Origin of the sequence: Aestuariibaculum marinum (assembly GCF_014596975.1) — a bacterium.
Classification (GTDB): Bacteria; Bacteroidota; Bacteroidia; order Flavobacteriales; family Flavobacteriaceae; genus Aestuariibaculum; species Aestuariibaculum marinum.
Map to the genome: position 1 here is coordinate 160383 of NZ_JACVXD010000005.1, position 26557 is coordinate 186939.

Consider the following 26557-nt stretch of genomic DNA (forward strand, 5'->3'; position numbering starts at 1 on the left):
AATTAATTACTCATTAATAGTTTCGTTTACAAAAGCGACACTGTGGCAAGCTACAATCGCAGCTGTTTCTGTACGTAATCTGGTTTCTCCCAAAGTTACAGGAATAAATTTATTAGCAATAGCCAATTCAATTTCTTTGCTACTAAAATCACCTTCAGGGCCAATTAAAATGGTAACATTTGTATTGGGTTTTAATTCCTGTTTTAATGATTTTTTATCGGTTTCTTCGCAATGCGCAATAAACAAATCACCTTCAAAGTTTTGAGTTATAAATTCTTTAAAAGATATAGCTTTATTTAGTTTTGGCATGTAACAGTTTAAGGACTGTTTGGTTGCCGATTGCAATATCTTTTCAAATCTGTCAGCTTTTATGACTTTGCGCTCACTATGGTCGCAAAACACTGGAGTAATGCTTTCAATACCAATTTCGGTTGCTTTTTCTAAAAACCACTCGTACCGGTCGTTCATTTTTGTTGGCGCGACAGCCAAATGCAAATTACAATTGCGCTTTGGCTGTAACGTTTTTGAGGTAATGTTAACCAGACAGTTTTTTATGTCGGCCACAGTAATTTCAGCAGTAAATAGCCAGCCATTTCCGTTGGTAATGTGTAAGGTGTCTCCAATTTTTTTTCGGAGCACCTTTACAATGTGTTTGCTTTCTTCTTTTTCAAAAGAAAATTGACTCGTGTTTTCGGTAATGTCTGGATTATAAAATAACTGCATTAGTGTATAGCTTCAACAATTTTTAAAACTTTTATTTCGGCAATTTGTTTTGGTTCATGTGTTTGTAATATTAAATAGTGCGCATTCCTTTCTGGGATTTTTACACTAAAAATATCATCTAAGCTGTGATGTCCATTAATCACTTCAGCTTCAAATTCTACGGGCATTTTACCTGTGGTAAACCATCCCAAATCACCACCTTTTTTAGCGTAAGCATCCATTGAGTATTGCTTTGCTAAATACGAAAATGGAATTCCATTATTATATTTTGAAACGATAGCTGACTTTAAATTTGCGATATCATCTTCTGTATATTTAGAGCTATCTAAGTAAATATAGCTTACTCTGTAATACGGTGTTTTGTTTTTTTCAAGAACCTTATAGAAGGTTTTTTCATATTCATTTTCTTTTTTTTTTACAGCACCTCGAGACATACTGAAAAGCTCTTTTGCTAAAATTGTTTTGTGCTTCTCTTCATTAAAGGTTACAATTTTGTTGCCTTTGTGCTTTTTGATTTGTAAAATCGAGTCAACTTGTTTTGTACTTTCAATAGTAATTAAATCGTCTTCAGTTGAGGTTTGAGCAAAAACTGAAATTGTAAAACAAAACAAGCTGTAGGTAAGTAGTTTTTTAATCATAGAGGTAGTTTGGGGTTTATAATTTAAATTAGATTTTTAATCGAGCTGAAGCTGCCACATTTTGGTCGGCAAATTCATTTTCTAAATATTTTAAATGACCAACAATGGCAATCATAGCAGCATTATCGGTTGTGAATTCAAATTTAGGAACGTAGGTAGTCCATCCAAATTTTTTCTCACCATCTTTTAACGCTTGACGAATACCCGAATTTGCCGAAACACCACCACCAATCGCAATATGTTTAATACCGGTTTCTTTTGACGCCTTTTTTAATTTATCAATTAAAATTCCGATAATCGTATATTGAATAGAAGCACAAATGTCGTTTAGGTTCTCTTCAATAAAATTAGGGTTGTTTTTAGTTTCCTTTTGAATAAAATATAAAATAGCAGTTTTCAATCCCGAAAAACTAAAGTTTAATCCATCTACCTTTGGTTTGGTAAATTTGAAGGCTTTCGGATTTCCTAATTTAGCGCGTTTGTCTATTTCAGGACCGGCAGGGTAGCCTAACCCAAGAATCTTTCCGCTTTTATCGAAGGCCTCTCCAACAGCATCATCAATAGTTTCACCAATCACGGTCATATCGAAATAGCTGTCACAGCGCACAATTTGGGTATGTCCACCAGAAATGGTCATGGCTAAAAACGGAAATGGAGGTTTTTCAAAACCGTCTTCATCAATATAATGCGCTAAAATATGACCTTGCATATGGTTGACATCAATTAACGGAATATCTAATCCGTAAGCTAATGATTTCGCAAAAGATGTACCAACCAGTAACGAACCCATTAAACCAGGGCCTTTGGTAAAGGCAATAGCATTTAATTGTTCTTTAGTAATTCCAGCTTTCTTTAAGGCCTGATGCACAACAGGAACTATGTTTTGCTGGTGGGCTCTGGAAGCTAGTTCGGGCACAACACCACCGTATTCTTCGTGTATTTTTTGGTTTGCTATAATGTTACTTAAAATACGTCCGTTATGCATTACAGCCGCGGCAGTATCGTCGCAGGAAGACTCAATTCCAAGAATGTAAATATTTTGTGTAGCCATTAATAAGATTTAGGCATAATAATTGTTAATTTTGAAAACCAATAAGCCATCTGTTTTATTGTTTTCATCGTAATTACAAAACTACTTAATTATTTTATTAATAGAAATGTAAAAATGGTGAATATGGTTTGCTTGATAGTTGAGTTAAAGGTAAACCTATGAATGATAAACAGAACGTTGTTTTTCAAATAATTTAATTTAGCTACCTATCAGGAAAGTCCTCAAAATAATACTAAAACTTCTAGCACTATTTGTGCTTATGTTCATCATTTTGGTTTTGGTGCTAACCCTTCCTTTTGTGCAAACTCAGCTGGGTAATTATGCAACAAAAAAGCTGAATAACGAGTTTAAGACGAATATAAATATCGATCGGGTTAGTATGCAGCTTAATGGCGATATTGAGTTGAAAGATATTTATATACAGGATTACAAGCAGGATACTTTAATTAGTGTTTCAGAATTAAACACCTCCATAATAAGTGTGAGAAATGCTATAAATGGTCAACTGGCCTTTGGAGATATTGATGTAGAAGGTTTAGTCTTTAATATTGTGACCTATAAAGATGCTACGGAAACCAATTTAGATGTTTTTGTTAAGAGGTTTGAAGACGATAATCCTAGAACAGAAAAGAGTAGTTTTTTAATGTCCTCCAGCGATGTGTCTATTTATGACGGGGTGTTTAGGTTACTAAATGAAAATAAGGAAAACACAAAACTTCTAGAATTTTATAATTTAAATATCAATGCCACTAATTTTCTAATTAATGGAAGTGATGTAAGTGCACGAATAAATACGTTGAATTTTGAAGATAGTCGAGGTGTTACAGTGAAAAATTTAACTACCAATTTTGCTTACACCTTAACTGATATGACGTTCGCAAATCTGGATATAAAGACCCCGAATTCACGATTAAAGGGCGATTTAAAATTCGAGTATTTGCGTGAAGATTTACAGTATTTTACAGATAAGGTGTTAGTGACTGCTAGTTTTGAAGATTCTTCGGTATTATTAGATGAACTTAATACATTTTATGATGAATTTGGTAAAGGCCAGGAAGCTAATTTTAGTGTCGATTTAACTGGGACTTTAAACGATTTACAAACTAAAAATTTAAGGCTTCGCACCAATAGAAACACCAGAGTTTACGGAAATATTAATTTTAAGAACTTATTCAGTAAGGAAGTAGGAGACTTTTCAATGAATGCCTATCTTTCAAACTTAACGTCGACATACAGCGATTTAAAATTTTTACTTCCAAATGTTTTAGGGGCTTCGCTGCCATCGTCATTAGACCGATTGGGGCAATTCAGAATTACAGGAAATACACAAGTAACGGCTTCAACAGTTATAGCGGATGTTAAGATTGATACCGACTTAGGTATGGTGGATTCCGATCTAGAAATTACAACCATCAACGATATTGATAACGCTTCTTATAAGGGGAATGTTATTTTTGAAAAGTTCGATTTTGGTACATTTTTAGAATCACCAGATGTTGGTGAAGCGTCTCTAAATTTTGATGTAAAAGGAAAAGGGTTTGTTACAGAAACCATTAATACACAAGTGAAAGGAGATGTGTATGAAATGATGTATAATGGTTATAATTACAAAGGAATTAAAGTTGCCGGTAATGTGAGAAATAAGATTTTTGACGGTAACCTGATTTCAACCGATAGAAATTTAAAAATGAATTTCCTGGGGTTGGTCGATTTCTCTGATGCTGTAAGTAAGTACGATTTTGTTGCCAATGTAAGCTACGCCAATTTAAATGTATTGAACTTTGTTAAAAAGGACAGCATTTCTATTTTTAGAAGCGATGTTAAAATGAATATGAATGCCAGCGGTTATGACGATGCATATGGTAGAGTGGTATTCGAGAATACATCGTATAAAAATCAGAATGATACTTATACCTTTGATAAATTTGAAATCTTTTCGCGGTTTGAAAATAACATGCGTTACATTGGTATTAATTCACCCGATATTGTAGAAGGTGAATTAAAAGGAAGCTTCCGTTTCAGAGATTTAAAGAAATTGTTTCAAAATTCACTCGGGTACATTTATACGAATTACGAACCCTATAAAGTATCAACAGACCAAAGCATAGACTTTAATTTTAAAATTTATAATAAAATTATTGAGGTGTTTTATCCGGAGGTAGAATTAGGAAAAAACACCTTTATACGAGGGCGGGTAGAGAGTGATGAGAGTCAGTTTAGGTTGACATTTAAATCCCCGGAAATTAAATTACTAGACTATTTTGTTAATAATATTGAACTTCAGGTTGATAATAGTAACCCGCTTTTTAACACGTATGTTGAAGCCGACAGTTTAAATACCAAGTATTACGATGTTTCCAAATTTAGTTTGATTAATGTAACCGTTAATGACACGCTTTTTATGCGAACAGAGTTTCAGGGTGGAAAGCGTAATAAGGACATTTTTAATCTGAGTTTTTATCACACTATAAATGAAGAAAATAAATCGGTAGTTGGTTTTAAAAAGTCAGATTTCACCATAAAAGATTACACCTGGTATATTAACGAGAATAATGATCAGAATAATAAAGTGTCTTTTGATAAGGAAGTTTCTACTTTCGATATTAATAAATTCGTGGTTACACATGGCGACGAACAAGTCAGGCTTTCTGGCTTTGTTAAAGACTCTACACAAAAGGATATAAAACTCGATTTTAAAAATGTGAGCCTGTCTAAAATTGTTCCGGATATTGATAGTTTATCTTTAGAGGGGCATGTTAATGGTAAGCTGGATATTTTACAGCAAAACGGAAGTTATTTGCCGAATTCAACTGTGGTTATTGAAGATTTCAAAGTAAATCGTTTCGATTTAGGTTCGTTTGATGCTTCCATTACCGGAAATGAAAATCTTACCAATTACAACGTAGACATATCTATTAAAGACGACGAGAAAAAATCCTTTAGAGCGGTTGGTGATATCAATGCTCAAGGAAAAGAGTCGAGTATTGATGTGAATTTGGAATTTAACGAATTCAATTTACAGCCATTAAATCCATTACTTCAAGATGTGTTATCTGATATTCGAGGTTTAGCAACCGGGGTGGTACACGTTGTTGGTAATTTAAATAAACCAGATATAAACGGTGATTTAAACTTAAATAATGCCGGTTTAGGTATTCCGTATTTAAATGTAGATTATGATTTTGCACAAAATGCATCGGTGTCTTTAACTGATCAAACCTTTACATTTAATAAAATTCCGATTACTGACAGTAAGTACAATTCAAAAGGGCAGTTAAACGGATCGGTGAGTCACGTTAATTTTTCAAATTGGAATCTCGATTTAGAAATAATTACACCGAATCTTTTAGTTTTAGATACAAAAGAAAAAGAAGATGCTCTATATTACGGAACGGCATTTATGAGTGGTTATGCTTCTTTAAAAGGCCCAACTGAGCAGTTAGTAATTAGTGTTCAGGGAGAAACCAAACCCGGAACGATTTTTAAAATCCCGTTAAGCGACACCGAATCTTTTGGAGATAATACCTATATTCATTTTATTACCAAAGAAGAAAAAGAAGCGCGCCGTAGTGGTAAAGAAATCATATTTAATGAAATACAAGGCCTAGAACTAGATTTCGATCTGGATGTTACTCAAGATGCCGAGTTAGAGATAATTATTGACAAAAACTCAGGGCATTCGCTTAAGGGGCGCGGTAGTGGTGGTTTACTTGTAGAAATCAATACCAACGGTAAATTCAATATGTGGGGGGATTTCTCGGTATTCGAAGGGGTTTATAATTTCGCCTACGGCGGATTAATTCAAAAGGAGTTTAATGTTCAGCCCGGAGGAACTATAGCTTGGGAAGGCGACCCTTTAAAAGCACAAATTAATATGCAGGCTGTACTGAAAGAACAGACCAATCCGTCTCCTTTACTGGAAAATCCAATTAATAGAAGTATACCTGTTGAACTTTATATCGATTTAACCGGAGATCTCGAGCAGCCTACACCAGAGTTTAGTTTTAAGTTCCCTAATGTAAATTCAACCATTAAATCTGAGCTTCAATATAGTCTGGAATCTCCCGATGATCGTCAAAATCAGGCGCTATATTTAATTTCTACAGGGTCGTTCTCAAGAGGCCTTAGTGAACTTAATTTCTCAGGGACCATTGCTGACAGACTTAACGGTATTATTAATGGTATCTTTACTTCAGGTGATAGTAAGTTAAATGTGGGGTTAAATTATGAAGCTGGTGCAAATAGACCAGATTACCAAACCGGAGACCGTTTTGGGGTAACCCTGCAAACAAAAATTACAGATCGCGTGCTAATCAATGGTAAGGTAGGTGTGCCTGTTGGAGGCGCTGGAGCAACTGAAACCGTTATTGCAGGAGATGTTGAAATTGATTTTCTGCTAAACGAAGACGGAACTCTAACAGCAACCGTATTCAATCGAGAAAATAGTATTCGGAATTTTGGTGAAGCTATTGGTTATACTCAAGGTATAGGGGTTTCATATAATGTCGATTTCGATACCTTCAAAGAGTTGATTCAGAGTTTATTTAAAAAATCTGAAACACCAGATCCTGTGCTTATCGAAAAAACCGAAAAAGAAGAAGAGAGTGCAATTCCTGAATTTATTAGCGTAAAAAGTTCTAAGTAGAAATAAATCACCCCTTTACATTTCGGAAATCCTAATTTTTCAGCTATAATTTGTTTTTTTTATTAACTAAAACGTTATAGTTTTAAAAGGCTCATTAAAATGCAATAAATGCCATAGATATATGGTTTTTCTTTACTAATTTTACTCTCATATACTAATCAATTTATGTCAAATAAAATAAAGAAACTAGCAGTTTTAACCTCTGGGGGAGATTCTCCGGGAATGAATGCAGCCATTCGTTCAGTGGTTAGAACTTGCTCTTACCATAATATACAATGCTTAGGAGTTTTTCGAGGCTATGAAGGTTTAATTGATGGCGATTTCGAAGAGCTTACTGCACGTAGTGTGAAAGGCATTATAAATAAAGGAGGAACATTTTTAAAATCTGCACGATCTAACCGTTTTAGAACAGAGGAAGGTAGAAAAGAAGCTTACCAAAAACTTCTTGATGTTGAAGCTGATGGTTTAGTGGTTATTGGTGGAGACGGATCGTTTACCGGAGCTATGATTTTCAATCAGGAGTTCGGGTTTCCAGTAATGGGAATTCCAGGTACAATTGATAACGATATTTACGGAACCACACATACTTTAGGTTTTGATACTGCTTTAAATACAGTGGTGGATGCGATTGATAAAATTCGTGATACTGCGAGTTCACATAACCGATTATTTTTTATTGAGGTTATGGGACGTGATGTAGGTCATATCGCATTAAATACGGGTATAGCTGGTGGAGCCGAAGAGATTTTAATTCCAGAAGAAAACTTAGGTTTAGATCGTTTAGTTGAATCCTTAAACAAAAGTAGGAAGTCCGGAAAGTCATCAAGTATCGTAGTTGTAGCAGAAGGTGATAAAATAGGAAAGAATATTTTTGAACTTAAAGACTACGTCGATCAAAACATGGAAGGTTACGATGTTAGAGTTTCTGTGTTAGGTCATATGCAGCGTGGAGGTGCACCATCGTGTTTCGATCGTGTGCTTGCAAGTAGAATGGGAGTAAAGGCTGTAGAGTCCCTATTAAAAGGAGAAACCAATTATATGGTTGGCTTACTAAACGGAAAAATGGAATTAACTCCAATAGAAAAAGCCATCAAGGGTAAAACAAAAATAAATTTAGAATTATTGCGTGTTTCAGATATCATGAGCACTTAACATTTATAACAAAGATTATGTCAAAATTAAAATTAGGAATCAACGGATTTGGAAGAATAGGTAGAATAGCCTTTAGAGTAGCAGCTGCAAGACCAGATGTAGAAATAGTTGGTATTAACGATTTATTAGATGTAGAGCACTTAGCTTACTTATTAAAGTATGATTCTGTACACGGTAGATTTAATGGAACCGTTGATATCGTAAACGGTAACTTAGTAGTAAACGGAAACGAAATCAGAATTACTGCAGAGCGTAACCCAGAAGATTTAAAATGGGATGCTGTAGGTGCTGAGGTTGTTTTAGATTGTACTGGTATCTTCACAACTCTAGATAAAGCTCAGGCGCACATTACTGCTGGTGCTAAGAAAGTAGCTATTTCTGCACCATCTGCAGATGCACCAATGTTTGTAATGGGTGTAAACCACGATAAAATTACTGCAGCCGATACTATCGTATCTAACGCGTCTTGTACAACAAACTGTTTAGCACCTATCGCTAAAGTAATCAACGATAACTTTGGAATTGTAGAAGGTTTAATGACTACTGTACACGCAACTACTGCAACACAAATGACTGTTGACGGGCCTTCAAGAAAAGACTGGAGAGGTGGTCGTAGTGCATTAGCTAATATCATTCCTTCTTCTACTGGAGCAGCTAAAGCTGTAGGTAAAGTAATTCCTGAATTAAACGGAAAATTAACTGGTATGGCATTCCGTGTTCCAACCCCAGACGTTTCTGTAGTAGATTTAACAGTAAGAACTGAAAAAGCAGCATCTTGGGACGAAGTAAAAGCAGCTTTAAAAGCAGCAGCAGACGGACCATTAAAAGGTGTGTTAGGATATACTGAAGAAGCTGTTGTTTCTCAGGATTTCGTATCAGAGTCAATGACAAGTATCTTCGATGCAGAAGCAAGTATTGCTTTAAATGATAATTTCTTTAAATTAGTATCTTGGTACGATAACGAATTTGGTTATTCAACTAAATTAATTGACCTTGCTCAACACATAAGCAAAATATAATTTAACAAGTATATTGTAATAGTATTAACAACTCCACAGGTTATTGTATTCAAAGAACAACGGTCTGTGGAGTTTTTTATTTAAAAACTCATGATTTTAATTGTTGATAGTGGCTCTACGAAGTCAGATTGGATAGCAGTAGATAGAAATGGAAATAAAATGCTGGAAAAGATGCGCACAAAGGGGCTTAATCCAGAAATTATATCCGATAAGAAAATAAAGAAGATTATTAAAGGTCATGAGGACTTAAAAGCCAATAGAAAGATTGTGTCTCACGTGTTTTTCTATGGAGCAGGTTGTGGAACCGAAAAACCACAAAATGTAGTTAAAGGCGTTTTACAGGAAGTTTTTGTAAATGCAGATGTGCACGTACACGAAGATACTATGGCTGCCGTATTTTCTACAATTAATAGCGATACCGAAGCAGCAGTAGTTTGTATTTTAGGTACAGGATCTAATTGTAGTTATTACGATGGTAAAATGTTGCATCAACGTGTTAATTCGTTAGGGTATTCTATTATGGACGACGCTTCAGGGAATTACTATGGGCGCCAATTAATCCGTGATTATTACTTCAACAAAATGCCAGAAAATATCCATGTTGCTTTCGAAAGCAAGTACAATATGGATACAGACTATATTAAGTACAATATGTACAAAAAGCCAAACCCGAATGCTTATCTGGCGCATTTCGCTGAGTTTATGTTCTTGAATAAGGATTCAGAATACTGTGTGGAATTAATTAAGAAAGGAATTCGTTTGTTTGCTGATACCATGATTTTCCAGTATGCTGAAGAATTAAAAACAGTACCAGTGCATTTTGCAGGATCAATAGCTTACTTTGCTCAAAATGAAATTAAGCAGGTTGCCGAAGAGATGGGCTTTACAGTGGGGAACTTTGAGCGCAGACCAATTGAAGGTTTGGTAGATTTTCATGTTAAAAATTTAAAGTAAAACTTCTAAAACTAAAGACCATTTGAATAAGCATATTGCAGTTTATATCTCTAATAAAGATCATAAACAGGATTTTATTGAGCGTATTCAAAGAGGAATAGTATTAAGTGATTTTTCAAAACCTAAAGCGGCCCTTTTTTCTGAAATAACGATTAATAAATTAATTCAGGAAGAACGCATCCATGGGGTAAGCAATGTGGTTACTCCCACAGGAAATTCTTTGGAGAAGTCCTCGCAGGGGGAGCGAAAAAAAGCACTTTTAAACCATATTATATCTCAAAACCCCGAAGCTATTATTGTAGATAACGTTTTCGGGAATTTAGATATTGAAGCGCAATCTCAAATAACGCAAACCTTAAATGAGTTGAGTGACCGGGTTCGAATTTTACAAATAACCAAGCGTCAGGATGATATTTTATCGTTTATCGATCAGGTGTATCATTTAGAAGGAAATGAGCTTATTGAGTTTAAAAAGGAAGAAGATACTGAAATTAAAAAGGAGGCTTTTGTTGTAGAATTACCTAAAGCTTATCGACCAATTTCAGAGAGAATTAATCCGATTGTAAAATTTACCAATGTATCAGTTGATTATAGAGAGCGTCCTATTTTAAATAATATCAATTGGGAAATTAGAAAGGGGCAATTCTGGCAGTTAATGGGACCAAACGGTTCCGGGAAAAGTACTATTTTAAGTATGATTTTTGGAGATAACCCAAAAGCCTTCGGTCAAGATATTGTATTGTTTGGCGTGAAGAAGGGAAGTGGAGAGAGTGTTTGGGAGATTAAACAGAAAATTGGTTATTTTTCTTCTGATATGTTACATGGTTTTACGCGTCTGGATTCTATAGGAAACATGGTTGTTTCTGGTTTTTTTGATACCATTGGCTTGTATAAAACGCCCACAAACGAACAGATTAAAATTGCCCAACATTGGTTACGTGTTTTAGATATGTTCGATATTAGAAAACAAGACTTTTTATCCTTGTCCAAAGGCTATCAAAGTTTGGTTTTAATAGCTCGTGCTATGGTAAAGCATCCGCCTTTATTAATTTTAGACGAACCGACTAATGGATTAGATGATACTGATGTGAGACTGTTTACGCAACTTATAAATAAAATTGCATCAGAAACCGAAACAGCTATTTTATATGTGTCACATCGAAAAGAAGCTGGTCTAAATCCAGATTTGGTTTATCAATTAACACCTCATGAAACCGGGTCTATTGGTCAAGTAATGGATTAAGTGTTGAGGTCTTCAAACGGTCTGATATCTACAGCGACATTCATTTTATTTTTTCCAGTGCTATAAATAACACCTTTTAAAGGAGGTACATCATAATAATCACGTCCCCAGGCCACAATAATGTGCTGGTTTTTTGGGATTTGATTGTTAGTAGGGTCAAAATCAACCCAGCCAAAACCCGGGATATATAATGAGACCCAGGCATGCGAAGCATCTGTTCCTATTAATTTTTCTTTTCCGGGCGGTGGTAAGGTTTCTATATACCCGCTAATGTATCGTGCCGGCAAACCAACGGAACGTACACAGGCAATAGCAATTTGAGCAAAATCCTGACAGACACCTTTTTTGGCTTTAATTACCTCATGTATGGGAGTTGCGACATTGGAAAATGTTGGGTCGAAATCAAATTCAGTATATATGCGTTGCATGAGCTCGATAGCAGCATCAAATATCGACCGGTTTGGTTTAAAGGATATTTCGGCGTAAGCCTTAATTTCAGGAGTTATTTTAGCAATTAAAATAGATTCTAGAATATATTGACGGGCATCAATAATATGTTCGTCGTTACTTTTTAGAGCGCTTAAGGCTTCATTAAGTGTTATGTTTTTTCCTTTTTCCGATGCGGTTATATCAGGTTGTTCATTAAAGTTTCGTAACACTTTACTGGTAGCCGTAACTTTTAGTTTCTTATGCTCTTTTTGAAGTGAAAACCGGGTAATGTAATTACCAAAGAAATCTATGCGCTCTGTTATTTCTGAAGGTGCTGGTGTGATTTCCAGCTTATAATCCAATAGCGTTTGTCCTGCTAACGTTTTTGGTTTGAGTGTGGCGATGTTGTGACAAAATGTAACATCACTTTCGTAATCGTAACTGGTAGTATGTGAAACTTGAAATACCATAATTATAATGGGAAATTTTGGTTAACCAATTGCGTTTGTTTGTATGAGTGATTAAAATACGTACTGGAAATCGCTAAAGAGGTTTCATGTAGCAAATCACTTAAATCGGATAGTTCTTCGTCTAGCTTTTCTCGAAGGGTTTGGTCTTCGTTTAAGGCCATTAAATCTACAATTTTTAGACTTTGTATCTTATTGTTTGCCGTAGCAATTAGCTTTTGACATTCGGTGTAAAACCCAATTAATTCTGAGTGAGGTAAGCGGTCAACATCTTTTTGAATACGTTTAAGTCTGTAGGTCAGGGATTTTGGATATTCCTTATCAAGTAGTGTTAAGTGAATAACATTCTCAAGACTTAAATACGATCGATAACTGTAACGGTAAATATTTAGACTTTCATCACTGGTTAATAATGATTCCAAGATGTCATATTGCAGACGTTCATCGTAGTTAAATACCATTAAAGATCTGAATTTAGAAACTTGCATCATGGCTTGTTCGGTTTGTAAACCTATAAAATAGAGCAATAACCCTTGCTGTACCAGAATGCTTTCTTCTATTAAGCTCATAAACGCAATTAATCGTGTAATGGTGCGGTCGAGTAATTTTGTAAGTGCAGGTATGGTATATTCATCTGCTAATTCAAACTTTCTCCATAATTTTTTGATGGTATCAAACACGCGCCACATATCTTTAGACCAAAGGTTACGCAACGAATAGTAAGAGTTGTTGAAGCTGGTTAAGGTTTGAGCCAAACTACCCATACGTTGCTTGTCAAAAATTAACGAAATGATTTCGGGCAGCGGGTTTTCTAACAATACATCACTATGTTTTCCAACAAAACCGGGGAATGTAGAGGTTATGTTAGTTAACGATTGTAACAAGTATTTTAAACTTTCAGAATTGCTGTTAGAGGCGTTATATTGCTCATTGGTCATTTTATTAAGTACCATCCTGATATACCGGGCAGTAACCAATGCACGCCCTAAATAGCGTCCCGACCAAAATAAATTTTCAGCTGTATTACTAGGCAAATCATTAATATCGGAGATTGAAATTTTACAGGTGTCATCCCAGGCGTAATGTTTGATGTTACTTTGAATTTCATCTGATAAGACCCATAAATCTTTACTCATACCACCGCGTTGATTTGATACAAATAGGTTTTCGCGCTCAGGAGCTACTCTCACTAAACCTCCTGGCATAACTTTATAACCTTCTTTTTTTGATATGGCAAAGGTGCGACACATAATTTTTCGAGCTTCTAAATGATTATTTATAAAATCGGGAGAAGTCGAAAACGTAATTTTCTCCTGTGCTACATAACGATAAGGGTTAGCGAAAATATCCTTTTTGAGTTGTTCCAGAGCTTTGGTATCCAGAAATTCGCAGAAAAATAAGCTTTCGCGGTTGGAACGATCAATGCGTTTAACCACTAGGTTTTTTATGTTTTTAAAGACATAGTCACGTTCTTTTTCCTGTCCGCACCACCATGAGGCTATTTGTGGAAGTATTAAATCTTCATCGAAGAAATAATTACAAATAGCATTCATAAACGGAATTAAACCAGAATTTTCTAAAACGCCGCTTCCAATAGGGTTTACAATAGCCACATTTTGATTGCGCACAACATCCAGTAAACCGGTAACCCCCAGATAGGAGTCTTCTCGCAACTCCAAAGGATCCATAAAAACATCGTCAACACGACGGTAAATAACATCTACTTGCTTAAGTTCTTTTAGTGTTTTTAAATACACTTTTCCATTTCTAACAACCAAATCGTTGCCATTAACTAAAGGGTAACCTAAAAAAGAAGACATGTATGCATGTTCAAAATAAGTTTCATTTAAAGGACCTGGCGTTAAAATAACAATGCTGGGATTTTCTTTGTTTTGAGGGGCTGCCTCAATAAGCATCTGATTAAAATCATAAAAGAATCCAGAAGGCTGTTTTACATTAATACCTTTGAATAAATCAGGTAAAACCCGGTTCATAGAATACCTGTTTTCTAAGGCGTAACCCATTCCTGAGGGCGCTTGTGTTCTGTCGTTAACAATCCACATACGTCCGTCTGGACCACGTGCTAAATCAGACGAATAGATTAAAATGTTTTTAGCCGCTTTATATTGAATCTGGTCACATTGTCTTAAAAAACCGCGATGCGCAAAAATGACTTCAGGAGGAATAATCCCCTTTTTTATAAGGTCTCGTTTTCCGTAAATATCTTTTAAAACTAAGTTTAAAAGTTCGGCACGTTGTTTAATACCTTTTTCAATGGTACGCCATTCCTCCTGGTTTATAAGGAATGGAATGATGTTTAAATCCCAGGTACGTTGCATACCTTGCGGATCGTTGTAAACATTATAAGTTACACCGTTTTCATCCATTAACCAGTTAATTTCATCTTGTTTTACGGTTAATGTATCTATATCCATTTCGGAAATATTACTCAGTAACTTTTCCCAATTTGGATTTATGGACATATCAGATTTTAAGGCTTCATCATAATTTTTCTCTTTCGAAAAATAATTCTGAAATAGTATGTTTAAATCTGTGGTCATGAATTAGTTTAGTTTATTTCTTTCGCAAATCTAAGGTATTTGGAAATTCTAAATTAGTAGGTAACACCTTAAAACTGAATTTTTTTGAACTTTCTTTCTCTTGAACGCGTTTGGTTGATTTGTCTTTTTCCTGCGAAATGTTCTCAACTTCACCTTGGGTGTGCCCGAACTCCCAAAAACGACTGATACGTCTTGATTCTGCTTCAAAACTATTTACCGGATAGGCATCGTATGAGCGTCCACCAGGATGTGCAACAAAATAAGTACAACCGCCAATAGACCTTCTGTTCCAGGTATCGACAATGTCGAAGACTAAAGGTGTATCCACACCAATAGTAGGATGTAATGCCGAGTAAGGGTTCCAGGCCTTATAGCGTACACCGGCAACATATTCTTCCTTTTTAGATGTACTTTTTAAATCGACTTTTATACCATTACAGGTTAAAACATAACGGTCGTTGTTAAAGTTGTTTACTTTTATCTGAAGACGCTCTACAGATGAATCGACGTAACGCGCCGTACCTTGACCTGTAGCTTCTTCTCCTAAAACATTCCAGGGTTCAATTCCAGCACGTAATTCTAAATGAATATTATTGATTTCAACCATACCATGTAACGGGAATCTGAATTCGAAAAATGGATTGAACCAGTCTTCCTTAAATGCATATCCGGCACGATTTAGTTGATTAACGATGTCTTTAATGTCTTCGCGAACAAAGTGTTCAATTAAAAATTTATCATGTAATTCGGTGCCCCAGCGTACTAAATTGTGTTCGTAAGGTTTTTTCCAGAACCAGGCCACTAAGGTTCTAACCAGTAAGTTTTGCATTAAACTCATTTGTGGGTGCGGCGGCATATCGAAAGCACGGAGTTCCAAAATACCTAAACGACCAGACGAGGAGTCTGGGGAATATAATTTATCGATACAGAACTCTGCGCGGTGGGTATTCCCCGTTAAATCTGTTAATAAATGGCGAAATAATCGATCGGTTAACCAGAATGGAACATCGCCATCTTTTGGAATCTGACTGAACGCGATCTCCAGTTCGTACAAATTTTCCATGCGTGCTTCGTCAATGCGTGGTGCTTGGCTGGTTGCTCCTATAAAGGCTCCAGAGAATAGATATGATAATCCTGGGTGGTGTTGCCAGAATGTCAATAGACTTCTTAGTAAACTCGGTTTTCTTAATAATGGACTATCTGCTGGGGAGGTGCCTCCCAAAGTGACATGATTACCGCCACCAGTACCCGTATGTTTACCGTCGAGCATGAACTTTTCGGTACCAAGTCGTGATTTTTTTGCTTCACCATAAAGTGTAAAGGTGTTGTGACACAGTTCTTCCCAGGTTTTAACGGGTTGCACATTAACTTCAATAACTCCAGGGTCAGGCGTTACTTTTAAGGAATCTAACCGATGATCTTTTGGCGCATCGTAACCTTCTAAAATTACGGGAATGGATAAGACTTTTGCAGTTGCTTCAATGGAAGCCATTAAATCTAAAAATATTTCAATGCTGTCTACCGGTGGTAAAAATAGGTGTAGTTTTTCTTCTCTAATTTCTGCGCACAAGGCAGTTCTAATAAAATAATTTGTTTTCTTTTTTGGGACACCATGTTTCTCAAGTTCTTTTATACGCTTTGAAACAATGCGCTGGAAACTTGGTAAAGTTTTCTTTTTGGAAAAATTATCGGGTTGGTATACAGGGAACTCTTCATCCTTAGGCTTCATTAATAACGAGTCCAGTGGTAAACGTAATCCAATAGGTGAGTTGCCAGGAATTAAAAACAGGTGTTGTCTTCTAAATGCCCAGTTACAAGTATACCATTGGTTACCCGTATTATTAAGTGGAATGACGTATCCGGTAGGTTTAGAAGTACCGTCTTTTAATAGTTGCTGAAGTTTTTCCTTAACCAACATATTACCGTCTTCCTTGGTTGGGTCAATATCTAAAGGCATCTGACTTTCCTGCCACAAGAAATAGAAAGAATCCTCGTAGGTTGGTATAATGGTTTTGTCAGTTACCCCTAAATGTTTTGTAAGAGTTTGTAAAAACAATTTATCGGCATTTTTCGGAATTTTAGTGTTCTCTGAAAATATAGAAAACAGTTTTTTATTATTCCATATTTTCTTCCCGTCTTTACGCCAACAGATTTCAATCTGCCATCTTGGTAAAGGCTCGCCAGGATACCATTTGCCTTGTGCCTGATGAATAATAGCGCCTTTAGCAAAGGAATCGTAAAGTCTGGCAGATAGGTTTTTCGCTAGTTCTCGTTTATGAGGACCGTCGGCTTCGGTATTCCATTCAGGAGCTTCCATATCGTCTATGGAAACAAAAGTCGGTTCGCCACCCATGGTCAATCGAACATCACCTTTTTGAAGCTGTTTTTCAACTTTATGGCCTAATCTGTAAATGGCATTCCACTGCTCTTCGGTATAGGGTTTTGTTACACGTGGAGACTCAAAAATACGGGTTACGGTGTTTTCAAATTCAAATTCGGTTTCACATTTGTCGGTCATACCAACCACTGGTGCAGCACTTTCAAACGAAGGTGTACAGGCTAAAGGAATATGTCCTTCGCCAGCTAAAAGTCCAGAGGTGGCGTCAAAACCAATCCATCCGGCTCCGGGAATGTAAACTTCCGCCCATGCGTGTAAATCGGTGAAATCTTCTTCAGGGCCTGAAGGACCGTCTAATGATTTTTCATCGGATTTAAGTTGAACAATATATCCGGAAACAAAGCGCGCACCAAAACCTAAATGGCGCAGAGCCTGTACCAGTAACCAGGCGTAATCTCGACAAGATCCATTTTTGAGTTTTAGGGTCTCTTCGCAGGACTGAACTCCCGGTTCCATACGGATATTGTAATTCAGGTATTCGTAAATTTTCCGGTTTAGATCAATTAAAAAGAAAATGGTTTTTCTTGGTGTGTAATCTATGGTTTTAAGAAACTTTTTTAAAAGCGGACCATCATCGGTTATTTCCAGATAAGGAAGTAATTCTTTCTTAACGGTTTTGTCGTATTTAAAAGGGTATTCTTCAGCGTACTCTTCAACAAAAAAATCAAACGGATTAATAGTTTGCAAGTCAGCAATAATTTCGACATCTACAGAAAGCTCTCTGGTTTTCTCGGGAAATACTAGTCGAGCCACATAGTTTCCAAACGGATCTTGTTGCCAGTTAAAAAACTGTTCTTTGGGTTCAATTTTTATACTGTAAGATTCAATAGGAGTCCTGCTGTGTGGGGCAGGACGTAATCTAAAAATATGGGGAGAAAGGGAAACTGGACGGTCGTATTTGTATTTTGTTTTATGAGAGATTACAATCTTTAAAGCCATAGAGTTACGATTAAATTGTAATACAATTTAAGTGTTTTTTTGACTAAATAAGACCGAGAGTGTTAAAAAACGATTAAGAATGTAAAATGCTTAAATTTCTGTTATTTAAATTGTTGTGTAAATAATTTTGACCTTGATTTTTTGAGGTAAACCAAAATAAAATCAGCAAATGCTATCGGTTTACTCGACCGGAAACATCGCCGTTTAAAATCGCTGTAACTTCGTCTACTGTGGCATAATTAACATCGCCTTCGTAGGTGTGTTTTAAAGCGCAGGCTGCACTTGCAAATTCCATTGCTTTACAATCATCGAAAGACTGTAAACCATAAATAAGTCCGGCTGCAAAAGCATCGCCGGTACCAATGCGATCAATAATGTGGGTGATGTCAAAATCGGTAGTTTCCCGGAATTCTTTACCATTCCACATGCGGGCTCTGATTTTATGCCACGATGCGTTTATAGGTGTTCTTATTTTATCGAATACTTTTTCAATGTTAGGAAAGCGTTGCATAAGCTGTTGCGATGCTTTTATGAAATCGTCGTTGGAATATGAATAGTTGCCGCTTAATACTTCATTGATTTCATTGACGCCACCAATAAATATGGTAGAAAGCGAGATTAGGTCTGTAAGCACATCTTTTGGATTTTCACCATATTTCCATAAACCTTTTCGGTAGGTAGGATCGGTAGACACCTGAATACCTTTTTCTTTAGCTAAAAGTAGTCCGGCTTTCAGAGTATCGTAAGCGCCTTTTCCAAGGGCTGGTGTAATGCCCGTCCAGTGGATCCATTTGGCTTTTCTTAAAATATTTTCCCAGTCTACCATTTCAGGTCGAATATCGGCGAATGAGGAATGCGACCGATTGTAGGAAATTGAACTCGGACGCATCACAGCTCCAACTTCCAGAAAATAGACGCCAAGCGGACGATCAGATCTGGCGATAGCCGAGGTACTAACTCCGAATTTTTGAATATATGAAATGGCTGTGTCGCCAACAAAATCGTCGGAAACACAGCTTATATGTTTTACCTTTTCTCCAAAATTAGCGATTGAAATACCAACGTTAACTTCTGTGCCGCCAAAGTAAAATTCAAGTAAATTAGCCTGCATAAATTTTTTGTTACCTTCCGGAGATAAGCGCATTAATACTTCTCCAAATGTGATGATTTGTTTCATTAGTTTAGTGGTTTTATATTTTATTATTCGTTATAAACTCTATTTTCCTGCTCGTTTACGCGAATAAAAGTAGTGCGTTTGGTTAATTCTTTTAAGCGTTGTGCTCCTACATAAGTACAGGTACTTCGTAATCCGCCAAGAATATCCTGAACGGTATTTTCAACATCTCCACGATAAGGCACTTCAACTGTTTTACCTTCACTGGCACGGTATTCGGCAACGCCACCCACGTGTTTTTCCATAGCAGTTGATGAACTCATCCCATAGAATTTTCTGTAAGGTTTACCATTTTTTTCAATTAATTCTCCACCGCTTTCGGTATGTCCTGCCAGCATACCACCAAGCATAACGAAATCGGCACCAGCTCCAAAAGCTTTGGCGATATCACCCGGAATAGTACAGCCACCATCACTTATAATTTGTCCGCCTAAACCATGAGCTGCATCGGCACATTCTATTATAGCTGATAGTTGCGGGTAGCCAACACCGGTTTTAACACGAGTTGTACAAACCGACCCCGGACCAATACCAACTTTAACAATATCGGCTCCGGAAAGTAAAAGCTCTTCAACCATTTCGCCTGTTACCACATTACCGGCAATAATAACTTTATCGGGGTATTGTGCGCGAGTTTTTTTTACGAATTCAGCAAAATGCTCAGAATACCCATTCGCAACATCAATACAAATGAATTTTAGATAAGGATTAAACTTAAAAATGGAAGCCAGTTTTTCAGAATCTTGCTGGCTGATCCCTGTACTCACAGCAATATAATTTTCGATGTTTTCTGGGCAATTTGATGAAAATACATTCCAGTCTGTAATAGAATAATGTTTGTGTATGGCTGTAAAGAGTTGTTTTTCTGATAGCGCCTTCGCCATTTCAAAAGTGCCCACCGTATCCATATTTGCTGCCATAATAGGGATGCCTGTCCACTCTAACGGACTGTGCAAAAATTTGAATTCACGTTCTAAGCTAACTTCCGATCTACTCTTTAAAGTAGAACGTTTCGGGCGAATCATAACATCTTTAAATCCAAGTTTTATATCATATTCTATACGCATATTTTGATGATTAGGGTTAGGAAATGTATCTTGTTATAAATTTAAAAAAAACAAAATAATTATACAGACTTAAATGCCTGTAATACACTTGTTAATTCGTATAATTATGGATATGTTTGTTAAAACACTTTTTAAATGCGATTTGTCCCAAGCAAAAAACCGGTAAGATTAAAAACCGCAATTTCTTCGATTATACTGGCGTTTATTGCTGGTGTTATTTTTTTGGGATATTGTTTTATAGAGCAGAAACTTCCTGTGAAGACCACTGTTTTGCTATTGTTTGGAATGGTAGTAATTCAGATTTTATTGCTTCAGTATTTTCATAAAAATGAATTAAAAAACAGAGCCAAGCGTAAGCATTCTAAGGTGTTAATAGATGACTTAAAGCAGAAGTTAACACAAGCGAATAGAGAAGCCGATTTTAGTGCTGAGTATTTAGCAAATATCAGTTACGAATTAAGAACACCATTGAGTACAGTCTTAGGGATGATGGATATGTTAAAGAAGACTGATCTGGATGAATCGCAACATGCTAAACTGGAAATTGCTAATATTTCATCGAAATATATGCATCAACTGGTAAATATGTTTTCGAGTAATTACGAAGTTAATAGCAGTGATATTGTTTTAAATGAAGTTGCTTTTAACTTAAATGCCGAGTTAACCAGTTTACTTAAAGTATTCGATTATCAGGCCTGGGAAAAAGGTTTGACATTCGATTATCAGTTTTTAAAATCTGAGGACTCGAAGTTTTCTTTAATAGGAGATAGTTTAAGAATTCAACAGGTATTAATCAATCTTGTAAATAATGCGATTAAGTTTACCAATAAAGGTGAAATTTCCATTATTGTTGATCAAACCATAGCGATAGGCGATGAGCAAATTGTAACCTTTTACGTGAAGGATACTGGAGTTGGTATGCCAACAGATATGGTGAAGCAAATTTTTAACTCTTCAAAAAAAGAGTCTACAGTTTTAAGAAAAGAATATCGAGGTGGTGGCTTGGGGTTGTCTACCTGTCATAAGCTGGTAAAACTAATGGGAGGGGAGTTGAAAATCGAAACTCAGGAAAACGAAGGCACTACGTTTTATTTCAGTTTACAATTGAAAAAGACCTTAAACGTTAAGGTTGATACAAAAGCAATTAAGCCTTTGTTAACTAAAAAGCGAAATGTTTTAGTAGCAGAAGATAGCCGTATGAATCGTCGTGTGCTTAAATATTTACTGGAGCAACAAGGTGTCGACTGTACCTTTGCGAAAAATGGGATTGAAGCTGTAGAATTATATAAAATTCTGGATTTCGATTTGATTTTTATGGATTTATATATGCCCGACCTAGATGGGTTTGAGGCCACAAAGGCAATAAAGAATACTAAGAAATATAAAACTAACGAAACACCTATTATAGCTGTTTCGGCAAGTGATTTTAAAGAGGATAAGTTGAAAGTCAAGGCGTTTGGTTTAGATGCTTTCTTATCAAAACCAATAGATATTTATAAGCTAAAAGATATTCTGGTTAAATACCTTTTAGCTGAAAAAAGGGTAAGTTAATTACAGCTTATTTAACTGCAATCACGCTAATTTCTACATTTACATTTTTAGGTAAACACGCCACTTGTACGGTCTCACGAGCGGGAGCTGTTGCTTCATTAAAGTAGCTTCCGTAAACGTCGTTAATGTTTACAAATTCTCCCATATCACTAATGAAAATAGAGGCTTTAATAACGTTTTCAAAAGTCATATCGGCAGCTTCTAAAACGGCTTTAATATTTTCCATAACCTGTTTGGTTTCTATTTTAATATCATCTAAAACCAATTCTCCTGTTTCTGGATTTAAAGCAATTTGTCCTGAAGTATAAAGTGTGTTGCCGCTTAAAATTGCCTGATTGTATGGGCCAATTGGTGCAGGAGCTTTTGTGGTTGTAATTATTTTTTTCATGTCTTTTATATTTTAAGAAATACTATTTTTAGACTATAACTGAATGTCTGGCTGTCTGCGTTTTTCATATTTTAAGTCTTTTAGCATACTTGATTTAATTCCGATAAAGAAATTCCAAGAGGTTCTGTCACTAAACGGAACCCAGCTAAAATTCATACGCCAGCTTTTCAAATCACGTTCAAAACGTAATTGCGTATAGGTGAAACCGGCATTCTTTAAATCGTAACCAGAAGAGTATCCAATAGACCATTTGTCGGATAGTTTAACATCACCCGAAAACATTAGGGAATGTGATGAAATTTGGTTCTCTCTTCTGGAATTAGAGTAGTTGACAGCATAGGCTATGCGTAAACTCCAAGGGATGCTGTAGCTGTATAAGCCATTTTCGCTCTCATCACTTTCTTCACCTTCTTCACTGAACTGTTGGTTCGCAAAATCTTCGGAAACCCCAAACATATCGTCATCTCGACCACCACTTCTAACATTTTCCTGAATACCACGATCGTTACTTTTATCTCTGGCTTTGCCATTTTTGCTTGAAATAGACCAACTTGTCGTCAGGTTGGCACTGGTTAATCTAAAAAGACTTCCGCCGTTGTCTATATTGAATTTATCAATTTTTCTGTTGTTGTTATCTAGAGCGTAAGGATCTAATGTGGCACCAAAGTTAACACTCATTTTGTTGTTAAATAACTGAGTACCACCGCTCATTCTTACCGGACTCCATTGTAGTGAGTCTCCTGCGAAATTGTAGGACGTAGAAAAGTTTAAGTTGTTTAATAACACCACTTTTTTAGGTTCCTTGGCAGTTGAGTCTCTATCGCGAACTTTCGCTTCTAAGTTGTTAGAAACGGAAATACCCATTGAACTGGAAAAGGTTTTATTTGGAGAACCGAAAATACCATTTTGAAAACGAGAGTACTCTAAATTTACAGTCTCATAAATAGCATCAAGTTCACCTTGGGTTAAACCATCGGCATTAACAACTTCGGCAGATTCGTAATATTTATCGAACGCAGGATTGATGTTATAACTAACAGAAGGACGCATCACGTGACGAATGGCTTTAATTTTTCTGTCCTTTCCGTCTTTTTCAAAGGGAAAGATTCCGTAAAGCGTTGTTCCTAAACTGGTGCTGAAGTTATATGTTCTGAATGCGTCAAATCCGTTTAACGTTTCTGTTTCGGTTTCTCCTTCGGCTGCGTTATAGGTTTCTTTTTCCGTTTTAAAGGTCCAAACTTCGTTGTAATTAGTGCTGGCACTAACACTAAAATATTTGAATAATTTAAAGTTGGTACTTAAAGGGATACTATGTTGAAATCCGGCACGAGCATCGTCAAACATTTCACTTTTAAAGAAGAACTCGTCGGTGGTTGTGATTCGGTTTTCTCCTCGAACGCTATATTGTAAGTTGATGTTTTGAAAAATACCTTTTTTAGATCCCGTTTTGGGTACAAATGGATAAATTCTACCAACACTTCCTTGAAAAGTAGGTAGGGTCATGTTTATGGTTTCGGTATTGGTATTTTGCGAATGCGTTGCTGTTAAACTGAAATTCACAGACGGCTCTCCCAAAAAGGTTTTGGAATACGATACCGATGATGATAAGGTATTGTTTAAGAACGATCCGGAATTAATCTGGTTAATCGAGTTTCGGTAATATTTACTACTACCTAAGTTCACAGAAGCCGAGAATCTGGAATTCGGACTCGCTTTAGAATCCTGACTGTGCGACCAGCGAATGTTATAAATGGTGTTTCTTGCATAATCAGGGAAACCGCGTTCACTGGTAATTAAATTTTCATATCTAAAACCTACATTACCTCTAAATTTATAACGCTTGGCATAGGTGCTTTCCAGTCGCATACCATAACTGCCATTGGTATAGTAATCTCCTAAAACGGCCAAGTCTACATAATCGCTAATGGCAAAATAATACCCTCCGTTTTGTAAAAAGTAACCTCGATTATTTTGCTCTCCAAAACTAGGGATGATAATCCCTGATGTTTGTTTTTCTGACTGCGGAAAAAATCCAAAAGGTAAAGCCACCGGAGTTGGAACATCGTAAATATAAAGGTTAGTAAACCCGGTTACAATTTTCTTTCCTGGTACAATTTTAGCCTTGCGAAGCCTAAAATAATATTCAGGGTCATCAAGGTCTTCGGCAGTGGTGTATTTCGCCTCTTTTAAAAAGTAAACCGAGTCGTTTTGTTTTTTGGTGACTTTGGCAATAACGGTACCTTCACCTTGTTCGGTTTGTGAGTTGTAAATTAAGGCTTTTTTTGTTTTTGTATTAAATATTATGGAATCAGGTTCAACGACGTTACTTCCTTGGGTAAATACCGGTTTTTGGGTGTAACCGTTTATGGTATCTGTGATTCCTTTGGCGTGTACAGTGTTTTTTGTATAATCAATGACTATGGTTCCGGCTTTAATATTCATGTCACCATAATCAATACTCGCTTCGTTATGTAAATAGAGTTTGTGCTCTGTTTTGTTGAATCTTGTATAATCGGTAGCATGGTATTTTACCGTATGCTCTAATAATTCTTTTTTAGGTTTAACAGAATCGGTCAGGGTAGTATCCTGCGATTTCTCCGATAGTTCTGGGGCAATAATACTATCTGCATTAATGGTTACGGTTTCGGTGCTTCGTTCAATAGATTTACCCTTTTTTGGGATGTCTTGCGCGAAGCTTAACGTGTTAATAAACACTGTAAAACTTAATGCAAAAAGTATTTTAAAGTTGTTTGTATGCAACGCTTTTAAATGTATTTTTGTAAAAGTATGGCTCGGTTTTTGAAAAGCCAAAATTACATATATTTTTCTGTGATTGATTTATAATTTAATTAAATTTTAAAATTAAAAGAACACGCAAATTATTAGTGTAATAAAGGGTGTTTTTTAATCGTTAAATTTTAAAATAGTCTTATTTTTATGTCTCAGCCAGAGTTGCAGCCATAATTGTGCCATATTTTATAATTTTTTTAAGATAATATGATTTACCAAATGAAAACGAACAGCCTATTACTTTTCGTATCTTTTATACTACTATTAACATTTTCTTCTTTCACGACATCTGATACAGGTGCGGATAGAGGTAAATTTGTTGTGGTATTAGATGCTGGCCACGGGGGGCACGATCCCGGGAATATGGGTAATGGTTACAAGGAGAAGGATATTGCCTTAAAAATTGTTTTGGAAGTCGGGAAGATGATTGAAAAGAACCCCGATATTAAAGTGGTTTATACCCGAAAAAAGGATGTGTTTGTAGATTTATTTGTTCGTGGACAAATTGCTAATAAAGCCGATGCCGATTTATTTGTGTCGGTACATTGTAATGCCCATCATTCTGCGGCGCACGGAACAGAAACCTTTGTGTTAGGAACCCACAGAAATCAAACTAATTTTGAGGTAGCTAAAAAGGAGAACTCGGTAATTTTCCTTGAGAGTGATTATGAGAAAAACTATAGTGGTTTTGATCCGAATTCACCAGAATCGGTAATGAGTATATTATTAAGTCAGGAAGAATATTTAGATCAAAGTATTCAGTTGGCAAGCTTAATTCAGAAGAAATTCACAGATAAATTAAAACGTAAAAACCGTGGAGTAAAACAGGCAGGATTTATTGTGTTACACCAAACCGTAATGCCAAGCGTATTAATTGAAACGGGGTTTTTAACATATAGAGAAGAGGGAGGATATTTAAATTCATCTAAAGGTCAACGTGAAATGTCTAATGCTGTTGCCGACGCTATTTTAGAGTATAAGCATATTATTGATGGTAATGTAGGGGAGTATGCGTTTATAGAAGAATCAGTATCCAATAATGATGAAGCTCAGCCGCAGGTGGAAGATATTCATAAAGACATTACTTTTAAAATTCAAATTGCAGCAAGTTCTAAAGCATTAGAAACAAAGCCTTATAACTTTAAAGGGTTAGATGATATTTCAAGAATGAAAGAAGGCAGTTTGTATAAATATTTTTATGCCAGTACTTCAGATTATAATCAAATAAAACAAAAGGAAGAAGTTGCGAAGCAGAAAGGTTACAAATCCAGTTTTATTGTTGCTTTCAAGGATGGAAAAAAAATAAGCCTAGCCGAAGCATTAAAAACAACTGCTAATTAAAAGCATTCTTTTTAAATTTATTTTAAA

The 26557-nt window shown here is 35.9% G+C and carries 17 protein-coding genes; 7 read left to right on the forward strand and 10 right to left on the reverse strand.

What is annotated here, in order from left to right; translation table 11 throughout:
- Positions 1-6 precede the first annotated feature (6 nt).
- From ICJ85_RS10695 to tsaD, 3 genes are read right to left on the reverse strand one after another with little or no spacing between them, the layout of a single operon-like run.
- Positions 7-723 (reverse strand): 16S rRNA (uracil(1498)-N(3))-methyltransferase, encoded by a 717-nt coding sequence (locus ICJ85_RS10695; RefSeq protein WP_188223782.1) that lies wholly within the window; start codon positions 721-723, stop codon positions 7-9.
- A complete protein-coding gene (locus tag ICJ85_RS10700) occupies positions 723-1361 on the reverse strand; it encodes a peptidylprolyl isomerase (RefSeq protein ID WP_188223783.1) in 639 nt (212 codons plus the stop codon). Before ICJ85_RS10700 ends, ICJ85_RS10695 begins: the two co-directional genes overlap by 1 nt.
- A gap of 28 nt (positions 1362-1389) precedes the next feature.
- Positions 1390-2412 (reverse strand): tRNA (adenosine(37)-N6)-threonylcarbamoyltransferase complex transferase subunit TsaD, encoded by a 1023-nt coding sequence (tsaD, locus tag ICJ85_RS10705; RefSeq protein WP_188223784.1) that lies wholly within the window; start codon positions 2410-2412, stop codon positions 1390-1392.
- Between the two features lie 298 nt (positions 2413-2710).
- Here tsaD and ICJ85_RS10710 point away from each other — a divergent pair, with 298 nt between their 5' ends.
- From ICJ85_RS10710 to ICJ85_RS10730, 5 genes are all read left to right on the forward strand, one after another.
- Complete coding sequence (locus ICJ85_RS10710) at positions 2711-7057, forward strand: translocation/assembly module TamB domain-containing protein (protein ID WP_317173072.1); 4347 nt, start codon at positions 2711-2713, stop codon at positions 7055-7057.
- A 165-nt stretch (positions 7058-7222) separates the two neighbouring features.
- The gene (gene pfkA, locus ICJ85_RS10715; RefSeq protein ID WP_188223786.1) at positions 7223-8209 is read left to right on the forward strand and encodes a 6-phosphofructokinase; all 987 of its coding nucleotides are present in this window, start codon (positions 7223-7225) and stop codon (positions 8207-8209) included.
- 17 nt (positions 8210-8226) lie between these two features.
- On the forward strand, positions 8227-9228 hold the full coding sequence (gene gap / locus ICJ85_RS10720) for a type I glyceraldehyde-3-phosphate dehydrogenase (RefSeq protein ID WP_188223787.1): 1002 nt from the start codon (positions 8227-8229) through the stop codon (positions 9226-9228).
- Positions 9229-9318: 90 nt separating this feature from the next.
- A complete protein-coding gene (locus ICJ85_RS10725) occupies positions 9319-10182 on the forward strand; it encodes an N-acetylglucosamine kinase (protein ID WP_188223788.1) in 864 nt (287 codons plus the stop codon).
- 22 nt (positions 10183-10204) lie between these two features.
- Entirely contained in the window at positions 10205-11425 is a 1221-nt protein-coding gene (locus ICJ85_RS10730) for an ATP-binding cassette domain-containing protein (RefSeq protein WP_188223789.1), read from the forward strand.
- On the opposite strand, the gene ICJ85_RS10735 is transcribed toward ICJ85_RS10730, so the two are convergent.
- From ICJ85_RS10735 to ICJ85_RS10755, 5 genes are all read right to left on the reverse strand, one after another.
- Positions 11422-12324: a transglutaminase family protein gene (locus ICJ85_RS10735; RefSeq protein ID WP_188223790.1), complete on the reverse strand. Its 903-nt coding sequence runs from the start codon at positions 12322-12324 to the stop codon at positions 11422-11424. The two genes, ICJ85_RS10730 and ICJ85_RS10735, sit on opposite strands and share 4 nt — an antisense overlap.
- Before the next feature lie 2 nt (positions 12325-12326).
- Positions 12327-14882, reverse strand: a complete 2556-nt coding sequence (locus ICJ85_RS10740) for a circularly permuted type 2 ATP-grasp protein (protein WP_188223791.1) — start codon at positions 14880-14882, stop codon at positions 12327-12329.
- A gap of 13 nt (positions 14883-14895) precedes the next feature.
- Positions 14896-18219, reverse strand: a complete 3324-nt coding sequence (locus ICJ85_RS10745; protein WP_188223792.1) for a transglutaminase family protein — start codon at positions 18217-18219, stop codon at positions 14896-14898.
- Between the two features lie 172 nt (positions 18220-18391).
- Positions 18392-19396: a sugar kinase gene (locus ICJ85_RS10750; protein ID WP_188223793.1), complete on the reverse strand. Its 1005-nt coding sequence runs from the start codon at positions 19394-19396 to the stop codon at positions 18392-18394.
- A 23-nt stretch (positions 19397-19419) separates the two neighbouring features.
- Positions 19420-20460 carry a GMP reductase gene (locus ICJ85_RS10755; RefSeq protein ID WP_188223794.1) on the reverse strand — a complete coding sequence of 347 codons (1041 nt, stop codon included), beginning with the start codon at positions 20458-20460 and terminating at the stop codon, positions 19420-19422.
- A 135-nt stretch (positions 20461-20595) separates the two neighbouring features.
- On the opposite strand from ICJ85_RS10755, the gene ICJ85_RS10760 reads away from it, so the two are divergent.
- On the forward strand, positions 20596-22011 hold the full coding sequence (locus ICJ85_RS10760; protein WP_188223795.1) for an ATP-binding protein: 1416 nt from the start codon (positions 20596-20598) through the stop codon (positions 22009-22011).
- Positions 22012-22018: 7 nt separating this feature from the next.
- Here the strand turns inward: ICJ85_RS10760 and ICJ85_RS10765 are convergent, their stop codons facing one another.
- The gene (locus tag ICJ85_RS10765) at positions 22019-22399 is read right to left on the reverse strand and encodes a RidA family protein (RefSeq protein WP_188223796.1); all 381 of its coding nucleotides are present in this window, start codon (positions 22397-22399) and stop codon (positions 22019-22021) included.
- A gap of 33 nt (positions 22400-22432) precedes the next feature.
- Positions 22433-25210: a putative LPS assembly protein LptD gene (locus ICJ85_RS10770; protein ID WP_188223797.1), complete on the reverse strand. Its 2778-nt coding sequence runs from the start codon at positions 25208-25210 to the stop codon at positions 22433-22435.
- A gap of 198 nt (positions 25211-25408) precedes the next feature.
- Here ICJ85_RS10770 and ICJ85_RS10775 point away from each other — a divergent pair, with 198 nt between their 5' ends.
- On the forward strand, positions 25409-26530 hold the full coding sequence (locus tag ICJ85_RS10775) for an N-acetylmuramoyl-L-alanine amidase family protein (protein WP_188223798.1): 1122 nt from the start codon (positions 25409-25411) through the stop codon (positions 26528-26530).
- Positions 26531-26557: the final 27 nt, after the last annotated feature.

Bases quoted from the DNA above. Each gene is read 5' to 3' on its own strand.
- ICJ85_RS10695 (WP_188223782.1), bottom strand. From the start codon at position 723: ATGCAGTTATTTTATAATCCAGACATTACCGAAAACACGAGTCAATTT.
- ICJ85_RS10700 (WP_188223783.1), bottom strand. From the start codon at position 1,361: ATGATTAAAAAACTACTTACCTACAGCTTGTTTTGTTTTACAATTTCA.
- tsaD (WP_188223784.1), bottom strand. From the start codon at position 2,412: ATGGCTACACAAAATATTTACATTCTTGGAATTGAGTCTTCCTGCGAC.
- pfkA (WP_188223786.1), top strand. From the start codon at position 7,223: ATGTCAAATAAAATAAAGAAACTAGCAGTTTTAACCTCTGGGGGAGAT.
- gap (WP_188223787.1), top strand. From the start codon at position 8,227: ATGTCAAAATTAAAATTAGGAATCAACGGATTTGGAAGAATAGGTAGA.
- ICJ85_RS10725 (WP_188223788.1), top strand. From the start codon at position 9,319: ATGATTTTAATTGTTGATAGTGGCTCTACGAAGTCAGATTGGATAGCA.
- ICJ85_RS10735 (WP_188223790.1), bottom strand. From the start codon at position 12,324: ATGGTATTTCAAGTTTCACATACTACCAGTTACGATTACGAAAGTGAT.
- ICJ85_RS10740 (WP_188223791.1), bottom strand. From the start codon at position 14,882: ATGACCACAGATTTAAACATACTATTTCAGAATTATTTTTCGAAAGAG.
- ICJ85_RS10745 (WP_188223792.1), bottom strand. From the start codon at position 18,219: ATGGCTTTAAAGATTGTAATCTCTCATAAAACAAAATACAAATACGAC.
- ICJ85_RS10750 (WP_188223793.1), bottom strand. From the start codon at position 19,396: ATGAAACAAATCATCACATTTGGAGAAGTATTAATGCGCTTATCTCCG.
- ICJ85_RS10755 (WP_188223794.1), bottom strand. From the start codon at position 20,460: ATGCGTATAGAATATGATATAAAACTTGGATTTAAAGATGTTATGATT.
- ICJ85_RS10760 (WP_188223795.1), top strand. From the start codon at position 20,596: ATGCGATTTGTCCCAAGCAAAAAACCGGTAAGATTAAAAACCGCAATT.
- ICJ85_RS10765 (WP_188223796.1), bottom strand. From the start codon at position 22,399: ATGAAAAAAATAATTACAACCACAAAAGCTCCTGCACCAATTGGCCCA.
- ICJ85_RS10775 (WP_188223798.1), top strand. From the start codon at position 25,409: ATGAAAACGAACAGCCTATTACTTTTCGTATCTTTTATACTACTATTA.